The following is a 21,194-nucleotide window of genomic DNA, read 5'->3' as shown; positions in this document are numbered from 1 at the left end:
CCTTCGTGGGGTTGTTCTGCGCTCAGGCCTGTTGCGGGAAGATGCCTTCGGTGGCGATGCAGTACTGCACCGTCAGCGTGGGCATGGTGTTTTCGTGCGGTTGCGAGCCGCCACCGAGGGTGGTGGACTGCGGGGACATCGGGGCGGCCGTGGCCCCGGTGAGATCGGTCGCGTAGAAAACGTCGCCGCTGACCGTGCCGGGCAGCAGGTCGCTGCCTGGTGTCAGTGAGGTCGCCGCGCCCGTGGTGGCGATCATGGTGTGCGTGTGCGTTGGCATCTGGGGCGTCAGCAAGGTCACGCTTTCCGTGCCGGCCATCTGGCCCATGACGTAGTTGCTCAGCCCCGGCCCCTGGCCCTGGTGGATGGGCAGGCGGCCACGCAGGTCAGGGACGGCGAAGGTGCTCTGGCCGTCACCGCCATAGGTGGTGCCGATGAGCATGAACAGGGTTTCGTACTGGGAGATCGGCAGCAGGCTGCCGTCGCAGGCCTGCCAGCCGATGGGTGTGCGGCCGAAGCCGAGCATGCGAATTTCGCCGATGTAAGGTGTGGACATGAAACGGTGCTCCGAATGATCAGTCTGGTGCCCTGGGGTCGGGCCGTCAGTCGCGTGAGGGGAAGATGCCGCTGAGCGCGATGCAGAAGTTGATCGCGGTGTAGGGCTGCAGGTTCGGGTGCGGCTGGTTGCCGCCGGCCGCGGCCACCGACTGGGCGTTCATCGCCACCGGCGCACCGCTTGAGGGGGCGTACAGGTTGGCCGCCGTCGCGGAGTTGGTGCTGGTGGCCAGCAGCCGATTGGTGGGGATGCGGTTGTCGCCCGCCGCGGTCGTCGCCGCCATGGTGTGGGTGTGCGCCGGCAGGTTGCTCGACAGCAGCGTGACGTTCTCGGACCCGCCCGTCTGGCCCATCTGCACCGCCGGGGGCTGCCAGTTCGGGTCCACCGAGTTGGCGTAGGCCACGGGGGATCGCCCGCGCAGGTCGGGCAGGGCGAAGTTGGTGGTGCCGTTGCCCCCGAACTGCGTTCCCAGCAGGGAGAACAGCGCCTGGTTCTGGCTGATCGGCAGCAACTGGCCGTTGCATTGCGCCCAGAATTTCGGCGCGAAGTTGAAGCCGGTCATCATGACCTGGCCAATGAAGAAGTCACTCACTTCGATCCTCCCTTGGTGGTTGGTGGCTGCGCAGGTGCCGCGCCGCCTCGCCGCATTCTGTGTGCTTTGAACAGGCGGGGCAAGGCCGCGCACCACGCCCATGTCAGCGTGGGCCAAGGGGTTGGTGCCAGGTCCTGGGGCTGGAAATCCGGACGTTCAGGGCGTCGCTTGCTGCGGGCGGAGCGTCGTGCAGTGGCTCCCAGCCGGCCGTTTCGGAGGGCGTCCTTTTTCGTAAAAACGTTCACGAAGAACGGCAAAATAAGAAATGAAAACAGGCAAATTCGTTGTTGATATGCAACTTGTGTGTAGCTCGTTGTAAATATACTGACCCGTCTTACTGGCCGTTTTTGCGCGCCGATCAAGTCAACAGCTCCGGTCGAACCGACTGTGAGGGAGGGGCAAAAATGCCAGCAGGGTTTGGGGATCTGGGTGTGTCTTCGTGGGTGCGCCGCTTGCGCACGTGGCCGCTGTCGCTGGCGCGATGGATCTGGCTTTGCATGGCGCTGTGTCTGCCGAGTCTGGCGATGGCCCAGGTGTCGCTGTATTGCCCTACGCAAAACCTCACGGTGAGCAATGGGGGATCGGTCACCTCGATCGATCTGATCAATTGTGATGGTCCGACCAATTTCGGGATGGGTGGGCCTAACCCGCCCGACCTGCCGGTGAATGGCACCGCGATTCTGAGTGACCAGACCGGGCCTGGCAATCAAACGGTCACCTACACCCACGATGGCAGCGCGACCACCACCGACACCTTCAAGCTGGATGATGAAAACGGTGACTTTCTCACTTTCAACGTCACCATCACCCCGGCAGCCTCGGCCATCGTGGTGTCACCGGCGTCGCTGCCGACCCTGACCGCCGGCACGCCGTTCTCGCAGACCCTGAGCTCCAGCGGTGGCACTGCGCCATACACCTACACCTTGCAATCCGGTCCCTTGCCGGTCGGCCTGAGCCTCTCCAGCGCGGGGGTGCTCAGCGGTACGCCGACCCAGCGTGGCGGCTACGCCTTCACCGTCCGCTCGACCGACAACGGTGGCGATTTCGTGGACAAGGGCTACACCGGCACGGTGCAGAACCCGAGCCTCGTGCTCGCCACGCCCAGCGGCACCGCCATCCAGGGCGCTCCTTTCTCGCAGACGCTTTCCACCACCGGTGGCGTCGCGCCGTACAGCTATCTTCTGGAAACAGGCACATTCCCGGCTGGCATCAGCATTTCCAGCGCTGGCGTGGTCAGCGGCACCACCGCCACCGCGCCGGGCAGCTACCCAGTCACGCTGCGCGTCACCGACGCCAGCACCGGCCCGGGCAGCTATTTCGAGCTTGAAACCTTCACCCTCACCGTCAGCCCGCCACCGTCGGTGTCCATCGCGGTCGCCCCGGCCAGCGTCAGCGAGGACGGCGCGACCAATCTCGTCTACACCGTCACCCGCAGCCTGAACCTGTCGTCGCCAACTGTGGTCAACATCACCACGGGCGGCACGGCCACCTCGGGCGTGGACTACACCGGCGGCGTGGCCACGGTGAGCATTCCGGCGGGTGCCACCACGGCGACCATCACCATCAACCCCACGGTGGACGGCACGGTCGAAGCCGATGAAACCGTCACCCTGACCGTCGCCGCCGGCAGCGGCTACACCGTGGGCGCGCCCGCCAGCGCCACGGGCACCATCCTCAACGACGACGTGCCCTCGGCCTCCATCGCGGTGTCGCCCGCCAGCGTGGCCGAAGACGGTGCGAGCAACCTCGTCTACACCGTCACCCTGAACCAGGCGTCGTTCTCCGCGCTGTCGGTCAACTTCACCGTGGGCGGCACCGCCACCTCCGGCACCGACTACGCGGCCGTGACCTCCCCGCTGGTCATCCCGGCGGGCAACACCACCGGCACCATCACGGTCAACCCGACCGCCGACGCCACCATCGAAACCGATGAGACGGTGAGCCTCACCCTGGCGGCCGGCACGGGCTACACGGTCGGCGTGCCGACCAGCGCCACCGGCACCCTCCTCAACGACGACCTGCCGACGCTGACCATCAACGACGTCACATTGGCCGAAGGCAACGCGGGCACCACCAACGCCACCTTCACCGTCAGCCTCAGCGAGCCGGCCGGCCCGGGCGGCGTGACTTTCGACATCGCCACCGCCAATGGCACCGCCACGGCGGGCGTGGATTACGTCGCCAACAGCCTGACCGGCCAGACCATCCCCGCCGGCAACAGCACCTACACCTTCACCGTGCTGATCAACGGCGACACGCTCAACGAACCGAGCGAGACCTTCTTCGTCAACGTGACCAACGTGGTCAACGCCGTCGTTGCGGACGGTCAGGGCCTGGGCACCATCGTCAACGACGATCCGCTGCCGAGCCTGTCCGTCAACGACGTCACCGTGGTCGAGGGCGACAGCGGCACCACCAACGCCGTCTTCACCGTCACCCTGAGCGCCGCCAGTGGCCAGACCGTCAGCGTCAATTACGCCACCGCCGACGGCACCGCCACCCAGCCCGCCGACTACACCAGCACCAGCGGCACGCTGACCTTCACACCGGGCCAGACCACGCGGACGATCACAGTGCCGGTGGTGGGCGAGACCGTGCCCGAGGCCGGCGAAACCTTCTTCGTCAACCTCAGCGGCGCGGTCAACGCCACCATCGCCGACAACCAGGGGCTGGGCACGATCACCAACGACGACGTGCCGGTGGTCGTCAGCCCGGGCACCCTGCCCAACGGCGCCGTCACCGCGGCCTACAGCCAGACCCTCAGCGCCAGCGGCGGCGTGTCGCCCTACAGCTTCGCGGTGACGGCCGGCGCCTTGCCCGCAGGCCTGAGCCTGTCTTCGGGGGGGGGGCTCAGCGGCACGCCGACCGCGGGCGGCAGCTTCAACTTCACCGTCACCGCCACCGACAGCAGCCCCTTCCCGGGACCGTTCGCGGGCAGTCGCGCCTACACGCTGGTGGTGACTGCACCGACCATCGTGCTGCCGGCGACCAGCCTGGCCGGCGGCACGGTGGGCACGGCCTACGCAGACAGCATCACGGCGGCTTCGGGCGGCACGGCACCCTACAGCTATGCGGTCACCGCCGGGGCGCTGCCGGGCGGCCTGAGCCTCAACGCCGCGAGCGGCGCCATCACCGGCACCCCCAGCGCACCGGGCACGTTCAACTTCAGCATCACCGCGAGCGACAGCAGCACCGGCACCGGCCCCTACACCGCGATCCAGTCGTATGCGATCACCGTGATCGACATCCCGCCGGTGGCCAATGCGGTGTCGATCACCGTGGCGTACAACGCGGCGGCCACGCCGGTCACGCTGAACGTCACCGGTGGCGCGGCGACTTCGGTGGCCGTGGGCACCGCCGCGAGCCATGGCACGGCCATCGCCAGCGGCACCAGCATCACCTACCAGCCGACCACCGGCTACGCCGGCCCGGACAGCTTCACCTACACCGCGACCAACAGCGGAGGCACCTCGGCGCCGGCCACGGTCACCGTCACGGTGAGTGACCCGGTCATCACCAGCACGGCCAGCGGTGGTTTCGCGGCCACGGTTGGCACGCCATATACCCAGACCATCACCTTGAACGGAGGGGCGCAGCCCTGGAGCGGCTACCAGGTCACCAACCTGCCGGCCGGGTTGTCCATCACCGGCACCACCGCCAACAGCGTGACCGTGTCCGGAACGCCGACCCAGGCTGGCATCTTCTCGCTCACCGGCTCCGCCACCGACAGCAGCACCGGCAACGGCCCGTACACGGTCAGCGAGGTGTATGTGTTGACCGTGGCCGCACCGGGCCTGGCGCTGACGCCGGCCGCCACCACCTTCAACACGCCCTATGCCGCGGCCTACAGCCAGAGCTTCACGGCCAGCGGCGGCACCGGTCCGTACAGCTATGCGTTGACGGGGTCCCTGCCGACGGGCGTGAGCTTTTCGGGCAACACCGTCTCGGGCACACCCACCGTGCCGGGCAGCTTCAACTTCACCATCACGGCCACCGACACCGGCTCCACCGGTACCGGCGCGCCGTTCTCGGTCGCGCAGAGCTACACGCTGACCGTCGCCGCAGCGGCCATCGTGGTGAGTCCGGCGACCCTGCCGAATGCCACCGCCGGCACGGCCTACAGCCAGACCCTCACCGCCAGCGGTGGCGTGGCCGCCTACAGCTTCTCCCTGAGCGCCGGCAGCTTGCCCGCCGGCCTGACCCTGAGCACGGGGGGCGCGCTGAGCGGCACGCCGACCGAGGCTGGCAGCTTCTCGATCACCGTGACCGCGACGGACGCCAATGGCCAGACCGGCAGCCGCGCCTACACCCTGGTGGTGGCCCCGCCCACACTGACCATGACGCCGGCCCCGGGCACGCTCAGCGCCCCCTACGGCGTGCCCTTCAGCCAGACCTTCGTCGTCAGCGGCAGCCCGGGCCCGTACAACCGGGTGATGATCGGATCCCTGCCGACCGGCTTGTCGATCAGCGGCTACACGATATCGGGCACGCCGACGCAGTTGGGCAGTTTCAACATCAGCATCATGATGGTCGACTCCGGCCTGACCGGCACCGGCGCGCCGTTCTCGATCACGCAGAACTACACCATCGAGGTGGCCGCGCCGACCGTTGTGGTCAGCCCGGCGACGCTGCCGAACCCCGCCGTCGGCGTGGCCTACAGCCAGACGCTCACGGCCAGCGGGGGCATTGCGCCCTACGGCTTCGCCCTGTCCAGTGGCAGCCTGCCCGCGAGCCTCACCCTGGGCAGCGGCGGCGCGCTCACCGGCACGCCGACCCAGGTGGGCAGCTTCAGCTTCACGGTCACCGTGACCGACAACTTCGGTCAGGTCGGCAGCCGCGCCTACACCCTGGTCGTTGGTGCCCCCACGCTGACGATGACGCCGGCGGCGGGCGCGCTGACCGCCCCCTACGGCGTGGCCTATTCACAGGTCTTCACGGCCAGCGGCAGCCCTGGTCCATACACCTATGTGCTGACCGGCGCATTGCCCACCGGCTTGACCTTCAGCGGCAACACGCTCTCGGGCACGCCGACCGCGCCGGGGAGCTATCCGGTCACGCTCACGTCGACCGACAGTGTGCTGACCGGCGCGGGCTCGCCGTTCGCGATCGCCCAGAACTACGTGGTGGAGGTGGCGGTACCGACCATCGTGATGGCGCCCGCCACGCTGCCCGAGCCGGTGGCCGGTGAGGCCTACAGCCAGCTCATCACCGCCACCGGTGGTGTGGCGCCCTACAGCTTCTCGTTGACCGGGGGGGCGTTGCCCACAGGACTGACCTTGAGCACTGCCGGGCTGCTGTCGGGTATGACCACGCAGGTGGGTGCTTTCAGCTTCACGTTGACCGTCACCGACGCCAATGGCCAGATCTCGACCCGCAGCTTTGCACTGGCGGTGACGTCGAGTCCCCGTCAGACCCTGAGCAAACAGGTATTGGGCAACGCGGACGAAGACGGCAACGGCCAGGTGTCGCTGAACGACACCCTGACCTACCGCATCACTGTGAGCAACTCAGGATTCGTGGCGCTGACCAACGTGGTCATCAACGACGCGCAGACCAACCCTGGTAGCACCACCTGCGCCAGTGTCCTGCCCGGCCAGACCTGCGTGCTGCAGGGGACTTACCGGGTCACGGCGGCCGACGCCCGGGCCCGCCGGGTGGTGAACGTGGCCACGGTGACGGACAACGTGTGTGCCGCGGGCAGCCAGGACGCGCAGTGTCGGGTCACCCTGACGACACAGGTGGTCGCCGCGGTGGTGCGGGCCAAGGACGATGACTTCGGCGAGGTCATGTGCCCGAAATCGGACGTGGTGGTGGGCAACGCCTACAAGAACGACACCCTGGACGGCCGGCCCATTCGTGCGGCCGACTTCCTGGGCACGGTGACCTCGGCGGCCAAGCCCGCCAAGCCGGGCAAGCCCGTGCCCGAACTCAACACGGCCACGGGGGAGGTGAAGGTACCGGCCGGCACGCCGGGTGGCACCTACGTCATCGGCTACCGGATCTGCCAGCGCAGCGTGTCGAACAACTGCGACAGCGCCCGGATCGTGGTGAAGGTCAAACAATGCCAGGTGCTGGTCCGGGTGATCAAGACCGCGCAGACGAAGCAGGTTCGCGTGGGCGACTTCGTGTCCTACACCCTGCAGGTGGACAACCTCACCGAGAACGACGGCAAGGTGGACGGCCTGCAGATCGTGGACACGCCGCCGCCGGGCTTCAGCCTGGTGCCGGGCAGCGTGCGCTTCCAGGACGAGGACACGCACGGTTCAGTCGACGGGATCGGCCCGATCACACTGGGCCAGATCGACCTGGCGAGCAACGGCCGGGCGTACATCAGCTACGTGATGCGGGTGGGCGCCAACGCGCGCCGGGGCGATGCCGTCAACTCGGCCGATCCGTTCCTCGTGGGCGGGAAGGCCGGCAGCACGGCCGATTCGTTCAACGAGGGCGGGAAAGTCGGCAGCACGGCCAAGGCCGTGGTGGTGGTGATCGCCGACGCCGAAGCCGATGAGACCTCCATCATCGGCAAGGTGTTCATCGACCGGGACGGCGACGGCTGGCAGGACAGCGCCGACGCGCACGACGTCCGGATCCAGGGGGGCATCGATGCCGCTGTCTATGTGGCCGGTTCCACCACCGTGGACCGCGGACAGGGCGCGCAGCCGGAACCCGATGCGAGCGCACCGCTGCTGCACGGCATCCGCATCGGCACCCTGCGCGGACGGGGCGACGCCGATCCGGCGACCCCGATGTCCCGTGTGGTGATCAGCCAGTGGCTGACGGCCCCGGTGTGGGTTGGTGACAGCGTGATCACCAGCGGTGAGGGGACACGCATCACGGTGAAACCCAGCGGCGAGGTGGTCTACGGACATGAAGGCGATGTGGCCGCCGGGCTGAACGGCCAGGACCTGCGCGTTGAGCGCACGGTCACGGCGGTGGATGGCAAGCACCGGGTGGACTACATCCTCACCAACCGCGGGGTGTCCGAGCTGGGCCTGCCCGGCGTGCGCCTGGCCAGCCCCGAGGGTCTGGTGGTGCAGACGGACAGCTACGGCCGTTTCCACCTTGAAGGCATCGATGCCGCCGCGCGGATTCGCGGACGCAACTTTGTGCTGAAGCTGGACCCGGTCAGCCTGCCGCAGGGCGCTCGCGTGACGACGGAGAACCCCTTGGTGCGTCGCCTGACCGGCGGCCTGATGGTGCGGTTCGACTTCGGTGTCGGATTCGACAACGCAGCGCCTGCCGCCGTCGTGGTGCCGCCACCGCCTCCGGCGCCGGGGGTTTCGACACCCACACCGTCGCGTTGATGGCCCGCACCTGACCCGAGGCTTCCGAAGGTGAACGCCTTCCCCGCCTGCCAAGAACCCGAGGGTGGTGATCGCGCGTCTGTAGCGCACACCGCCCTGGGTCAGGCGACCCCTTGAAACCGCACACAACCCGTACGGATGACTGCAAGATGAAACCCACCTCACACCACATCGAACGTCTTGTCGCCATGCGCCGCCAGCGCACCGGGGTGGACTGGTTTCGCGGTGCCGCGCTGCTGCCGCTGGGCGCGGTCCTGGTGTTGACGCCCCTGGCGGCCAGCGCCCAGACGGCAGCTCCTGCCACGCAGGCACCGGCCACGGTGGCCGCGCCGGCCACGACACAGGTGCTCCAGGTGAGGCCCGGGCAGGTGCTGACCCTGCCGGGCGGTGGCCGGCTGTGGGCGACGGAAGACCCGGCCAACCTCAGTCCGCAGATGAACGTCTCGTCCACCTCCATCGCCGGCATCCGCGACGACCGATTGAGCGAGGGCCTGAGCTTCAACTACAGCAGCAACTACGCCAGCTTCATCGAACGCATGGAACTGCTGGTGTTCAGCGGGCGCGACACCGATCTGGTCAAACCCCTGGTCGCCCTGCCGTTGCCGGTGAGCGGCGAGGGCGTGGCGCAATGGGACGGCCAGTTGCCGGCGGGCCATGGCCTGCGGGCCGGTGACACCCTGGTCTATCTGGTGCGGGCCTACGGCAAAGGCGGTCAGCTGGACGAAACACAGACGCGTTCGGTGCGCCTGTACACCGAGCAGGAGTGGCGCCTGGCCAAGGAGCAGTTGCTCAGCGAGAGCAACCAGCTTGCCGACGGCTTCACCCTCGACCAGCGCCTGGCGCGCCAGGCGCAGCTGGTCAACGGCCTCGTGAAGCAGAACATCCCCCTGTCGGGCTCGATCGTGCGGATCTTCGGGCAGGACATTCCGGACGACGCGCAGATCAAGATCAACGGCAAGACGGCGTCGCTGGACATCAACCGCCGCTTCGTGTCCGAGTTCCTGCTCCCGGTCGGTTTGCACGGCCTGAAGATCGACGTCAGTGGCTTGAAAGCCACCCCGGACTTTTCGCGCCAGCTGGACGTGAACATCAGCGGCGAGTATTTCTTCATGGTCGGCATGGCGGACTTCTACCTGTCCAAATCCAAGGTGTCGGGCAACATCGAACCGGCCTCGGCGGAAGACGGCTTCGATCAGGAACTGCTCAAGGAAGGGCGCCTGGCCTTCTACCTCAAAGGCAAGATCCAGGGCAAGTACCTCATCACCGCCCAGGCCGACACCGAAGACCAGGAACTCAACAACCTGTTCAAGAACTTCTTCAAGGCCACGCCGCAGGACATCTTCCGGCGCCTTGATCCGGACCAGTACTACTCGGTGTACGGCGACGACGCCAGCGGTTACCGCGACGTGGACAGCGCCGGCAAGCTCTACGTGCGGCTCGACTGGGACAAGAACCAGGCGGTCTGGGGCAACTTCAGCACGGGCATCGATGGCGGCGAGTTCAACCAGTACAACCGCACGCTCTATGGCGGGGCACTCAAGTGGCGCAGCAACGAGACCACCCGGTTCGACGATCCGAAGGCGCAGGCCACCGTGTTTGCCTCGGAGGCCCAGTCGGCCAAGGGCTACAGCGATCTGCTGGGCACCGGCGGCAGCCTGTATTACCTCAAGCACACCGACGTGCTGCGGGGCTCCGAACAGTTGCACGTCGAGGTCCGTGACAGGGTGACCGGGCAGGTGGTCCGGCGCGGGCGCCTGGCCTTCGGCACCGATTACGAGATCGACTACATCCAGGGCCGCGTCATCCTGAGCCGCCCACTGGGCCGCAGCGACCTGGACAGCGGGTTTGGCATCACGCGCCTGAGCGCTGAAGGCGACCACGAGAACCACCTGCTGGTGGACTACGAGTACGTCCCCGAGGGCATGGAAAACCTGGTGGTCGGCGGGCGCGGCCAGGTCTGGGCGGGCGACCACGTGGCCGTCGGCGGCACCGTGGTGTCGGAAGACCGCGCCGGCGACGACTACAAGCTCCAGGGGGTGGATGTCACGCTGCGCGCCGGGCGGGGCACCTACCTCAAGGCGGAGCTGGCCCAGAGCGAATCGACCCAGTCGGACGTGCACTACTCCGACAACGGCGGGCTCACCTACGTCCAGAGGGCGGTGGCCGTGGAGACCGAGGACCGATCGGGGCGGGCGGTGGGTGTCGAGGCGAAGGTCAACCTCTATGAACTCGGGCTGACGAAAGGCAACGTGAGCGCGGGGGCCTGGTACAAGGACCGGGAGGCCGGTTATTCCACCGCCCGGGCCGAATCGGCCGGGCTGCACAGCCGCGAGGCGGGTGTCGAGCTGGTGGGGCAGGTGGCTGCCGACCTGGACGTGGGGGCGCGGCTGAGCCGGCGCGAGACCGATGCCCAGGCGAGCATCGAGCAAGCCCAGTTGGTGGGCAACTGGCGCCTGGACGACGTGCAAAGCGTGGGCTTGGAGCTGCGCCGGATCCGCTCGGCCGAACCGGGCGGGGACTTTACTGAGAGGGACGAGGCCTTGCGCAACGCGGGGCAGGGCATCGGCACCGCCACCTACATGGGCCTTCGCTACAAGCGCAAGTTCGGGGGCCAGACCGAAGGCTATGCCTTTGTGCAGAGCACCCTGCAAAGCGACGAGACGCTGAAAAACGACCGCTTCGGACTCGGGGCCACCCGGTACTTCGGCGAGCGTTCGTCGGCGACCGCCGAGGTCTCGACGGGCACGCGCGGGGTGGCCGGCAAGCTGGAAGGCAGCTACTACGTCACACCCGACTACAACCTGTACACCCGCTATGCCTACGCGACGCAACCGGGAGACCTCTTTGGCAGCGACCCGTTTGAAGAGGGCCTCGGTCGCAGCCTGTCGCTGGGGCAGCGCTGGAACGCGGGCGGCGGCCTGAGTCTGTTCCAGGAGGCGCAGCTGAGCGACCGGGCCGGGGAGAGCGGGCGCGGCCAGAACCTGGGCATGGACTACAACATCGCGCGGCACTGGCAGCTGGGCCTGCGGTACGCGCAGAGCCGGATCGAGGATGCCGAGGGCGGCGAAACCCTGCGTCGCTCGGGCAGCGTGCTGGCCAGCTACAACGACAGCCGGACCAGCTTCACCCCGCGGTTCGAATACCGCCGGGACCGGGGTGCTCAGGCCCGCAACCAGTACCTGCTGAGCGTGGGCCTGACCCGCAAGTTCAGCGAAGACTGGCGCACGGCGGTCCGGCTCAGGACCTCCCTGACCCGCGACCTGCTAGACCGCAACGACGACGCCCGGTTCACCGAAGCCAGCGTGGGGCTGGCGTACCGCCCCGCCGCCAGTGGCCGCTGGGCCTGGCTGTCGAAGTACACCTACCTGTACGACCTGGGCTCGGTGGCGCAGATTTCGCCCACCTCCGGCGTGGCCAACAACGCGGTGGATCAGCGGGCGCACATCGCCGCCACCGAGGTGCTGTACCGGATCAACCCGGTGTGGGAGGTGGGCGGCAAATACGCCTACCGCAACGGCGAATTGCGCGAGGGGCGCAACACCGGGGCCTGGTATGAAAACACGCGCCACTTCGTCGCCGGGCAGGTCCGCTACCGCGTGCTGCAGAGCTGGGATGTGCTGGTCGAACACCGCTGGTTGCAGACCGTGCAGGACAAGAACCAGCGGTCCGGCTGGCTGGCCGGCGTGGACAAGCAGATCACGCCCCATTTCCGCCTCGGGGTGGGCTACAACTTCACCGACTTCAGCGACGATTTGCGCCACTCGGACTATCGGTACAAGGGCTGGTACCTCAACGCGGTGGGCGTTTACTGAGCGGGTGCACTGTCGCCTCGCTGCGGGCCCTGCACCGGGGTGCGCCGGCGAAGCCTGACCAGCCGGTGCCACCAGCGTCGACAGACGCTCAGGCAGAATCGCCCGTCAGCCTTTGACGAGGCCGCGCTGGCGACGTGCTTGCTGCCGGTCGGGGTGTCGTGTGTCCAGGCTGTCGAACACCGATGAACCGCTTCAATCACCACCTGACCTCCTACCAGGCTTTTTGGGTCTGGGTGTCCGAGCAGAAGCGGCGGATGCGGCGCCTCCCTTGGGCGGGTTTGCTGCTGGGGGCCTGTGTCGTGGCCGCAACCGCCTGGCTCTGTGTCTCGACATCACGCCTGACCGAACGGGCTGGGTGGCCGGGCGTCACCATGGCCTTGAAGGTGGACGGGCAGGCTCGGCTCGACATCGAGCAAGTGGCCCGGCTTTCCGCAGACGCGTTTTCCCCGGTGCCCGCCACGGTCTCCCTGGGTCACACCGCCGCCGCGCACTGGTTTCGTCTCGTGGTTCCTGCAGACGCGCAAGGTACGGCGACCGTGGTGGTGCAGCCCAGCGACCTCGACGACGTGCACCTGTATGTGCCGGACCCGCAGAGTGCCAACGGCTGGCAGACGCACCGCCAGGGCGACCTCAGTCCCTACACCGATCGGGTCCGAAAGATGTTGCCGTTTGCGGCGGACGTGAACATGCGTCCTGGATCGGTCGTTTTTGTCCGGGTGCAGACCCACCATGCCAGCAACATTCGGGTGCGGCTGCTCAGCGCGGCGGCGGCGGACCGGGAAAATGCGGCCACCCTGGTCGGGGTGGGGCTCAGCGGGGGCGTCGTGCTGGTGCTGGCCTGCGCTTCGTTGCTGTCGGCCATCGTCTTCCGTGACCGCTACTGGGCCGCCAACGCCCTGTTTCAGCTGGCGACCATGGCCTCCCTGTGGGCCTGTTTTGGTCTGGCCAGCCAGTTTGTCTTTCCCACCGAGCCGGCGCTGGCGGACCGGGTCACCATGGTGTGCGGGTTCGCGCAGTTCTTTTTCGGCAGCCTGTTCTACCGGCTGTTGTACCGCCGGTATGGCGCGCCCGGCTGGCTGGCGCACTTGCAGTCGCTCACCTTGCTGGTCTTTCCAGCCCAACTGGCCCTGCTGGCACTCGACCAGGTGGCCTGGGCGCTGCAGCTCTACAACGTGGTCCTGCCTTTCGTCATCGTGTTGGGGCTGGCCATGGTGGCAGCGCTGAATGGCCCAGACGCGTTGCTGCTGAACCTGCTGCGGGTGAACCTGCTCGGCACAACGACCTGCATCGCGCTCCTTTGGGTCACGCAACTCGGGTGGTTCGAAACGGGTTTCATGCCGCTGATCCCCAGCGTGTTCATCAACGTGTTGACGGCGGTGGTGTTGCATCTGGTGCTGGTCCGACGCCATGTGCTGCTGGGCCGCGATCGGGACCGTGAGCAGCGGTCCCTGGTGTTGAGTCGACTGCACGTCGATTTCCAGCGCAGCAAGCGCGAAGAAGACGGTCGTTTTCTCAGCATGCTGTTGCACGAAATGCGTTCGCCCCTGGCGGTGCTCCTGGTGGCCGCCAAGGCCCTGGGCAAGAAGCTGCCCTCGCTGCCGCTGGCGGACGCCGTGCAGGAGGGGGCTGCCCGCGATGTGTCCCGCATCGACAAATCGGTCCGGCAAATGCGGGACATGTTGCAGCAGGTCCAGATCTCGAGCGAAATGGAGCACGGGGTGGGACCAGACTTCGCGCTGCATTCGCCGCATTTGCCGGCCCGCTGCAATGCGGACGAGGTGAGTGCCGTGTTGGTGTCCGAGCACGAGAGCTTTGCGCGCCTTGACGTCAGTGGCTTGTCGGCCCGCATGCGCGAGGACCAGGCGGTGGCGGGCAACGCACAGATCGTGTCCATGATGGTCAGCAACCTGGTCGACAACGCGGTCAAATACGCCGCCGCTGACACACCGATCGTCATCCGGTCTTCGGTCCGGCCAGGCAACTGGGAGCGACCCCTCCTGTGGAGTCTGGTGTTGTCCAACGGTGTGGGGCCCATCGGGTTTCCCGATCCCCTTCTCGTGTTCACCAAGTACTATCGTGCGCCTGGCGCGCGACAGCATTCAGGTACCGGGCTGGGGCTGTACTGGGTTCGAGGCATGGCGCGGATACTGGGCGGTGACCTGACCCACGTGGTCCAGGGCGATCAAGTGATTTTTGAACTGGTGCTGCCGATTCTTGAAGGGGAGCCAAGCGAAGAAGAAGAGAGCCGGTCCACGGCTTCCAGTTGAAAGCCATGCATTGGAAAACGCGACTGTGTGGGACGTGATCGTCTGCGAAGACTTCACCGATTTGCGCGAGGCCATGGCGGACTATTTGCGCGAGTCGGGTCAGTGGCAGGTGAGGGCCGTGGGCGACGGCCAGGCGCTGCGCCAGACGCTGGTTGATCGCGGGGCTGACGTGCTCTTGCTCGATGTGGGCTTGCCTCACGAATCGGGTATCGAGATCGCGCGTTGGGCCAAAGCGGCGTACCCCGCGCTGGGCATCGTCATGCTCTCTGGCCGCACGTCGCCTTCCGACCGGCTGGCCGGCTGGCGCGCTGGGACCGATGGCTATCTGAGCAAGCCGGCGCAGATGGAAGAGGTGGAGTTGGCGCTCAAGGCCATCGTGATGCGCGGTCGATCCGCGCGGGCCTTGTCCAAGCCTGCACAGAACGCCCCGGTGCTTCTGGTGCAGCAGGATGTGCTGGTTTCGACCGACGGTGCGCGCTGCCGGCTCGCCCCCCGGGAAACCATGCTGCTCCAGGTGCTGGCCATGCCCCATGGCTCACTGGTGCTGCAAGACACCCTCGTAGGCCTGCTTTGGCCGGACGACAGCGAGAACCAGGAAAACGCGCTGTTTTCGCTGGTCCGTCGTTTGCGCCGCAAGCTCGACGGCATCGGCTTCCCCGCCGACGCCCTCACCGTGGTGCGCGGCCGAGGCTACAAACTCCGCGCCCCCTTGCGCCTGGGCTGACGCCCCTGCCAACCTTTCGCGGGTGCCGTGGTGGGGCGGGCAGGCGCGCGCCCGCCCACGGAGGCGGCCCTCTGTGCGCAATGTCACGTTTGATGCGTAGCAACTACAAAAGGCGCTCCAAGACTTGAATAAGTCACACCAAATAAGTCCTCAATCATTGCAAAATGTTTCAAAAGGCGACAGGTTGTGACAGATGGAGCGTGGGTGCGTGTGAGAAATTGATCCTCAACGCACCCCACCCAATCATTCAGGAGATTGCATGAAGCACGGTTTAGCGGCGGCCCGAGTGGCTGCAAATTCGAGCAAGCGCGCGCAGGGCGGCTTCACCTTGGTGGAGTTGTCGGTGGTGCTGGCGGTCATCGGTCTGATCATCGGCGCGATGGCCATCGGCAAAGATGTGCAGCGCAACGCCGAGTACACGAAGGTCAAGAACAAGTTCATCGACCAGTGGGAGCAGTCCTACAACCAGTACTACCAGCGCACGGGCGTGGTGGTGGGTGACAGCCAGGTTCAGCCGCAGTTGATGGTCAATGGCGCCAGTTTCGTGGCGGACTCCGGGGGCGTGAACTCTGGCGGAGACATGACCACTGCAGCGGCCCCTCCCCGCGTGTGTGACAAGGCAGGCAATGCCAACATGACCGAGCGAGGCGATGCGGCGGTCGATCTGCGCACCCAGATGACCCAGGTGGGTGTGCGCATGCCCCCCGGCCGTGCCGAAGGTTTTGAAGACCGCTATGTCTATCTCGACAGCAACGGCAACCCTCAGGAGGTGCAGGTCTGCTTCCAGTGGAACCCACCCGCCAGCCCGGAAGGCTCCGGCAACGTGATGATCATCTCGGGCCTCACGCCCGACCTGGCCCGCATGCTCGACCAGATCACCGACGGCAAGCCCGACGCTCAGGAAGGCCGCTTCCGCCTGCAAGGCATTGCCAACGGCACGGCCAACGCGCCGGGCGTGCAGTGGAACCGCACCAACGACGATTCCATCGCCAGTGTTGCTGGCGCTGCGGGCGACAACACCCGCTTAGACGAAGACCAGGTCGTGACCGTGGTCGCCGTCTACAAGATGAACCAATAAGTCCACCCCTCCACCGGACCACCCACCATGAAGCAATCAACGCGCAACCGCCGTGCCGCCCAGTCGGGCTTCACCCTGATCGAACTGACCCTGGTGCTGGCCGTGATCGGCCTGATCATCGGCGCCATCGCCATCGGCAAAGACGTTCAGCGCAACGCCGAATACACCAAGATCTCCAACAAGTACCTGGAGCAATGGAAGATGGCCTACGACCAGTACTACCAGCGCACGGGCACGGTGGTCGGCGACTGCCAGCAGGCGCCCACCTACATGGTCAACGGCAGCGAAACCAGCATTGACAGCGCAGTCTCTTGTCAGCGCGCGGGTGGACAGGCGGTGGCGGGCATCCCCGAGAACTTCACCAACACGGGCCTGAAGGTCTGCCAAGGCCAGGGCTACGCGGCCGACGAGACCGGCGGCGGCGACGTCGGCCTGGCGACGCAGAGCCTGCGCGACCTGATGACCCGCCACGGCGTGCGCATGCCGCCCGGTCGTGGCGAAGCGCACGAAGACCGTTATGTGTACCAGGACACCAACGGCAACACCACCGAAGTTCAGGTCTGCTTCCAGTGGAACCCCGCCGGCACGGCCAGCGGCGCCGGCAACGTGATGGTGGTGCGGGGCCTCACGCCCGACTTGGCCCGTTACATCGACCAGATCATCGACGGCAAGCCCGACTCTCGCGAAGGCCGCTTCCGCATCCAGGGCCGGGCCGCTCACGCTCAGGCTATTGACGCCAACGCCCCAGGCACCTCGTGGGAGGCGAACAACACGATCGCCAGCAACATCGCCGGTAACGCTCAGTCCGCAGCTGACACGACTGGTGTCGGTGCTGGGAGCGGTGGCGCCACCGCCACGGGCCGTGAGTACGACGAAGACCGCGTGACGCTGCTCACCGCCCACTGGATGATGGATCAGTAAATGGCCTTGCCCCGTCACGTTCGCCTGGGCATTCTGGGCATCGCCACCGCCGCGCTGGCCGTTGCGGCCTGGGCGGCGCTCGACAGCGTTTCCCGGCTGAGCCAGGCCCGCCAGCACACGGTGCAGACCCGCACCGAGCTGGACCAGTTGCGCAAGCTGCTGCCGGCCATCGAACAGCGCGAGGCCTTCAACAGGGAGGCCGACGTGATTCGCACCCGGATCGACAAAGGCGGGCTCGACCCGGAGCGCTGGACCCATCGCCGGGTTCAGCGGACCGCGGCCGTCGTGTCCCGGCAGGACGCTGAAAAAACCCTGGGCCAGCTGGTGGGTGTCAATGCGCGGCAGTGGTTCGCGCCCGAGACCTTTGCCGTGTCGGTGATCAGCCCCGAGGCCGGACTGTTCACGCCGGCCCTGCCGGACGACCGGGGTTTCAGCCTCGAGATGACCGGCATGGTCCATTTCCCGATCAGCGCACCATGAACCCAGACCAGATCATCCTCATCTCGCCTCAGGGCTGGTTCCAGTTCAAAGAGGGCCACTGCCTGCCGCTGGAGCCCTGGTCGGGGCTGGAGGGCTCTGCCCTGGTGGTGGTGGATTTCGAGCAATCGCAGTCGGGCGTTCAGGCTTGCAAGGGCAAGGCCGAGTACGCGGCGGCCCTGATCGAGAAAAACGTCCGCACCGAAGGCCTGGTCGAAGGCCCGCTGCAGGTGTTCATCCACAAGCAGATCCGCCACACCGACAGCACGCTCGCGCTGTTCACGGCCGTGCCACTGGACGCCTGGCAGCAGCTGCAGACCTGGGCACAGGGCCAGCGTGACCATTGCCTCGTCGCTCCCCTGATCGGTCTCCTGCCCGCCATGGCCACCGAGGGGCGGGCGCACGTGCTGCGCGCGGGCACCCAGCTGCATGCCTACAGCGAGTCCGACGGCAAGATGCACTACGCGGGCGCCACCGCGCTGGGCACGGACGTGGCGGACATGCAGGCGCCTTTGCGCGCGCTGATGGCCCAGCTCCGGGCCAGCGCCGGGGGGGAGGCCAGCCAAGGGATGTTGTGGTCCTCGACCCTGACCGACGATGTGGGCAGCGAGCAGACCCTGGCGAGCAAGCTCGCCGAGCTGTCGTCGCAGGAGGTCAAGCTGGTGCCGCACGACACGCTGCGTGGCGAAGGCACCGACCGCCGGTCGTCGTCACTCTCCCACCTGATCGGGGCCGCGGGGCAGAAGGCGGTCCAGGCATCGGGCCTGGCCAAGCTGGCCTGGATGAGCGAATCCTATGTCTTGCCACTGGCCGCCATGATCGCGGTGGTGGCGGTGGGGCTGGGCGGCTTTGCCGTCTTTTCGCACCAGCGCGCGCAGCAGGAAACGCAGGTCGCGGCTTCGATGCAGGGCGACATGGAGGGTTTGCGCCAGCGCGTCGCGCTCGTGAACCAGGCCGCACCCGTGCCCGAGCTGGACGCTTCGATGGCGTTGACCCGGCAACTGGGTCATGCCGCCATTTACGACCCCGTCCAGATGCTCGACACGATCCGCCGCGCGGCAGGCGCCGCCGTGCGGGTCCAGAACGTGCAGCTCGTCAAGGCCGACGCCACCAACAAGGCCCGCTTCCGTGTGGATGGCGTGGTGATCGACGGTCGCAACGAGGAGTTGAGCCGCTTTTTGACCGAGTTGAAACGGGAAGGATGGCAGGCCGAGCCCGCCAACCCCGGTGACAACTCGGTGGGTGCGTTCGCCTACCAACTCAAGCCCGTGGTGAACAAGAGTCTCTGACCCGCCGACAGGCCTCACCGGAGTCCGGCCGACACAGTGGATGGGCAACGTCCTGGCTCCGGGGCACACACAAACAGAACGCATGAAATACGCAGCCTTGACCCTCAGCACACTGTCGCTGGCCATCCTGGCCTGGGGGACGGTGACCATGGCCCTCCAGATGGGACCCGGCGGACGCCCCCTGCCCGGGAACGACGTGTCGATCCGGTCCCTGTCAGACCAGCAGATCAAAGAGCAGGCCGAGGTCCTGGAGGCATTGGACGCCATGCGCGAGGTGTCCATGAGCCGCATGAAGGATTTCCCCGGCGCTGGCGAGGCGCAAGGCCTCATGGGCCAAGCCGCCCACCGGCTCCAGCCCCAGTTCGACAGCATCTTTGCGTCGTCGCCGCCCGTGGTCGAGAAGGTGGCGGTCGCAGGCGCACCGCGCCTGCCCCGCGCGATGCCCACGATGCCGGAGTCGCTGCCCGCGCCCCGTGTCAGCCTCGTGCTCCAGGCCGGCAGCGAAGGCCGCGCGATGGTGGACGGCCGGCTGGTCCGTGTCGGTGACCCCGTGGCCGAGGGCATGGTGGTGAAGTCCATTTCCATGGAGTCCGTCGTCTTCGCGTCCCGCGGCGAAGAACTTGTCGTGGCCGTGCCCCTGGAGCGCCTGCGGGTGCTGGGCGCGTTCCCGGCCTCGCGGGCGAGAGGCAACTGATGAACAAGGGTGTTCTCTGGGGGGGTGGTCTGGGGCTGCTGGTGCTTGCCTTCCTGGGCGGTTTCTGGCTGGCCGGGTCCTCCCCCGGGTCGCCTGGTGACCTGCAGCCCGCACTGAGCGCGCCGCCATCGGCGCCGTCTGCAACGGGTGCGTCCGGAGCGCCCGGCCCGTTCAGCCCGTCCACGCCTTCGCCACCGCCCGGTGCGGAGGGCGCGCCCCCGGCCACCGCGGCTGCGCCCGCCGCCGGCCAGGCCCCCTGGGCCGCGCCGGGCGGCTCGGCGGGCCCCGCCAGCGCCCGCCCGGCCAAGAGCCGCGAGGAGCGGCGCAAGGTCCGGGAGCAGGTGCGCGCACTGTCCGCCGAGCTGCAGGCCAAGGGCACCAGCGTCACCATGCAGGACGTCCGCACCTACCTCGACAAGGTCGAGCGCCTGGGCGGCGGCGAGTTCGATGCGCGCTACTTCAGCACCATGCGCCAGATCGTGGACCAGGCCGGGCGTGCGCAGGCGCTCAACCAGGAGCTGGCCAAACTCTCGCAGAGCACCGCCCCCGCCGATGTGGCGCGCAAGCAGGCGATCCTGGCCGAGCTGCGCGACGTCAGTGGCAAGGTCAGCGGTGGTGCGGCCGCGCTGCAGTCGTATGCGAACGAAGTCGCTGCCGGCGGGAAGCCGCGTTGAGCGGGTGGACATGCAGCATGGCCGCCCGCCGTCACCCATCCGCACAAAGAGGCTTCACCTTTCTGGAGCTCGCCCTGGCCCTGGTCGTGGTCGGGCTGGTGTCCTGGTCGGCCTTTTCCGCCTATGACGTGTTCCACGACGCCCAGGACCGGCGCGAGGCGCAGGACAACGCCCGCCATGTGCAAGGCCAGTTGCGCGCCTTTGCGCTGCGCCACGGGCGCCTGCCGTGCCCGGACACCAGCGCCGCCGGCACCGGGTATGAAAACCTGTCGGCCGGCGTGTGCGCGACCAGCAGCCAGGTGGGCTGGTTCCCCTACGTCAGCGCCGGCCTCGCCGTGCCCACCGACGACCGCCGCGCCCGCTACGCCGTGTACCGGCGGGCCAACGCCACGGCGTCGCTCGACGCCGATCTCGCGGTGGCCAGGGAGCGCAACGGCGATGCCCCGGGCCAGGTGCAGCACCAGGACGTGGGCGATCTGATCGTGGCCCTCAACACCGCCTCCGGCCACTCGGCGTCGAGCACCCGTGCTTATGTCACCGGCGACGGCGGCATGGCCGGCGCCATCGATTGCGCCGCCAACCTGTCGCAGCTCACCGCTTACTGGCTGGTCATTCCCTTGCAGGACCGCGACGGCGATGCCGACCGGCTGGACGCCCCCAACACCCTGGCCGGCCCGTGCGCGGGCGGACCTGCTTCGCCCGTCAGCGCCACGAACGACGACATCGTGCTCGCCGAATCCCCCGCGCTGCTGGCCGGCTGGCTCCGACAGAACCTGCCCTGACCCCACACCTTCGCCCACCGATCCCTT

13 protein-coding genes are annotated in these 21,194 nt (G+C 67.5%); 11 read left to right on the top strand and 2 right to left on the bottom strand.

The features are described 5' to 3' along the window. Positions 1–22: 22 nt before the first annotated feature. Together IV088_RS02980 and IV088_RS02975 are read right to left on the bottom strand one after the other, a co-directional pair. Complete coding sequence (locus IV088_RS02980; protein WP_291097533.1) at positions 23–553, bottom strand: phage tail protein; 531 nt, start codon at positions 551–553, stop codon at positions 23–25. A 46-nt stretch (positions 554–599) separates the two neighbouring features. Next, positions 600–1,145: a phage tail protein gene (locus IV088_RS02975; protein ID WP_367171560.1), complete on the bottom strand. Its 546-nt coding sequence runs from the start codon at positions 1,143–1,145 to the stop codon at positions 600–602. A 632-nt stretch (positions 1,146–1,777) separates the two neighbouring features. Here IV088_RS02975 and IV088_RS02970 point away from each other — a divergent pair. The 11 genes from IV088_RS02970 to IV088_RS02920 all read left to right on the top strand — a co-directional run bounded on the left by IV088_RS02970 (position 1,778) and on the right by IV088_RS02920 (position 21,167). Beyond that, positions 1,778–8,449 carry a putative Ig domain-containing protein gene (locus tag IV088_RS02970; RefSeq protein ID WP_291097531.1) on the top strand — a complete coding sequence of 2,224 codons (6,672 nt, stop codon included), beginning with the start codon at positions 1,778–1,780 and terminating at the stop codon, positions 8,447–8,449. A gap of 149 nt (positions 8,450–8,598) precedes the next feature. Next, positions 8,599–12,261 carry a hypothetical protein gene (locus tag IV088_RS02965; protein WP_291097529.1) on the top strand — a complete coding sequence of 1,221 codons (3,663 nt, stop codon included), beginning with the start codon at positions 8,599–8,601 and terminating at the stop codon, positions 12,259–12,261. A gap of 371 nt (positions 12,262–12,632) precedes the next feature. After that, complete coding sequence (locus tag IV088_RS02960; RefSeq protein WP_291097527.1) at positions 12,633–14,528, top strand: 7TM-DISM domain-containing protein; 1,896 nt, start codon at positions 12,633–12,635, stop codon at positions 14,526–14,528. 10 nt (positions 14,529–14,538) lie between these two features. Continuing rightward, on the top strand, positions 14,539–15,252 hold the full coding sequence (locus IV088_RS02955) for a response regulator transcription factor (protein ID WP_291097524.1): 714 nt from the start codon (positions 14,539–14,541) through the stop codon (positions 15,250–15,252). 259 nt (positions 15,253–15,511) lie between these two features. Continuing rightward, positions 15,512–16,330 carry a type II secretion system protein gene (locus IV088_RS02950; RefSeq protein WP_291097522.1) on the top strand — a complete coding sequence of 273 codons (819 nt, stop codon included), beginning with the start codon at positions 15,512–15,514 and terminating at the stop codon, positions 16,328–16,330. Between the two features lie 27 nt (positions 16,331–16,357). After that, positions 16,358–17,251, top strand: coding sequence for a type II secretion system protein (locus tag IV088_RS02945; RefSeq protein ID WP_291097520.1), 894 nt, complete (start codon positions 16,358–16,360; stop codon positions 17,249–17,251). Then, entirely contained in the window at positions 17,252–17,731 is a 480-nt protein-coding gene (locus IV088_RS02940) for a hypothetical protein (protein WP_291097518.1), read from the top strand. Beyond that, complete coding sequence (locus IV088_RS02935; protein WP_291097516.1) at positions 17,728–19,017, top strand: hypothetical protein; 1,290 nt, start codon at positions 17,728–17,730, stop codon at positions 19,015–19,017. The genes IV088_RS02940 and IV088_RS02935 overlap by 4 nt, the downstream gene beginning before the upstream one ends. Before the next feature lie 82 nt (positions 19,018–19,099). Then, the gene (locus tag IV088_RS02930) at positions 19,100–19,711 is read left to right on the top strand and encodes a hypothetical protein (RefSeq protein ID WP_291097514.1); all 612 of its coding nucleotides are present in this window, start codon (positions 19,100–19,102) and stop codon (positions 19,709–19,711) included. Continuing rightward, positions 19,711–20,385, top strand: a complete 675-nt coding sequence (locus tag IV088_RS02925; RefSeq protein WP_291097512.1) for a hypothetical protein — start codon at positions 19,711–19,713, stop codon at positions 20,383–20,385. The genes IV088_RS02930 and IV088_RS02925 overlap by 1 nt, the downstream gene beginning before the upstream one ends. A 17-nt stretch (positions 20,386–20,402) precedes the next feature. Next, positions 20,403–21,167 (top strand): type II secretion system protein, encoded by a 765-nt coding sequence (locus IV088_RS02920; RefSeq protein WP_291097510.1) that lies wholly within the window; start codon positions 20,403–20,405, stop codon positions 21,165–21,167. Positions 21,168–21,194 lie beyond the last annotated feature (27 nt).

Source organism: Hydrogenophaga sp. (assembly GCF_018780075.1).
Classification (GTDB): Bacteria; Pseudomonadota; Gammaproteobacteria; order Burkholderiales; family Burkholderiaceae_C; genus Hydrogenophaga.
This window is presented reverse-complemented; position numbering and strand designations above follow the sequence as displayed.

Excerpts from the sequence above, each read along its gene's own strand:
- IV088_RS02980 (WP_291097533.1), bottom strand. The coding sequence starts at position 553 with ATGTCCACACCTTACATCGGCGAAATTCGCATGCTCGGCTTCGGCCGC.
- IV088_RS02970 (WP_291097531.1), top strand. The coding sequence starts at position 1,778 with ATGGGTGGGCCTAACCCGCCCGACCTGCCGGTGAATGGCACCGCGATT.
- IV088_RS02965 (WP_291097529.1), top strand. The coding sequence starts at position 8,599 with ATGAAACCCACCTCACACCACATCGAACGTCTTGTCGCCATGCGCCGC.
- IV088_RS02960 (WP_291097527.1), top strand. The coding sequence starts at position 12,633 with ATGGCCTTGAAGGTGGACGGGCAGGCTCGGCTCGACATCGAGCAAGTG.
- IV088_RS02950 (WP_291097522.1), top strand. The coding sequence starts at position 15,512 with ATGAAGCACGGTTTAGCGGCGGCCCGAGTGGCTGCAAATTCGAGCAAG.
- IV088_RS02945 (WP_291097520.1), top strand. The coding sequence starts at position 16,358 with ATGAAGCAATCAACGCGCAACCGCCGTGCCGCCCAGTCGGGCTTCACC.
- IV088_RS02940 (WP_291097518.1), top strand. The coding sequence starts at position 17,252 with ATGGCCTTGCCCCGTCACGTTCGCCTGGGCATTCTGGGCATCGCCACC.
- IV088_RS02935 (WP_291097516.1), top strand. The coding sequence starts at position 17,728 with ATGAACCCAGACCAGATCATCCTCATCTCGCCTCAGGGCTGGTTCCAG.
- IV088_RS02930 (WP_291097514.1), top strand. The coding sequence starts at position 19,100 with ATGAAATACGCAGCCTTGACCCTCAGCACACTGTCGCTGGCCATCCTG.
- IV088_RS02925 (WP_291097512.1), top strand. The coding sequence starts at position 19,711 with ATGAACAAGGGTGTTCTCTGGGGGGGTGGTCTGGGGCTGCTGGTGCTT.
- IV088_RS02920 (WP_291097510.1), top strand. The coding sequence starts at position 20,403 with ATGGCCGCCCGCCGTCACCCATCCGCACAAAGAGGCTTCACCTTTCTG.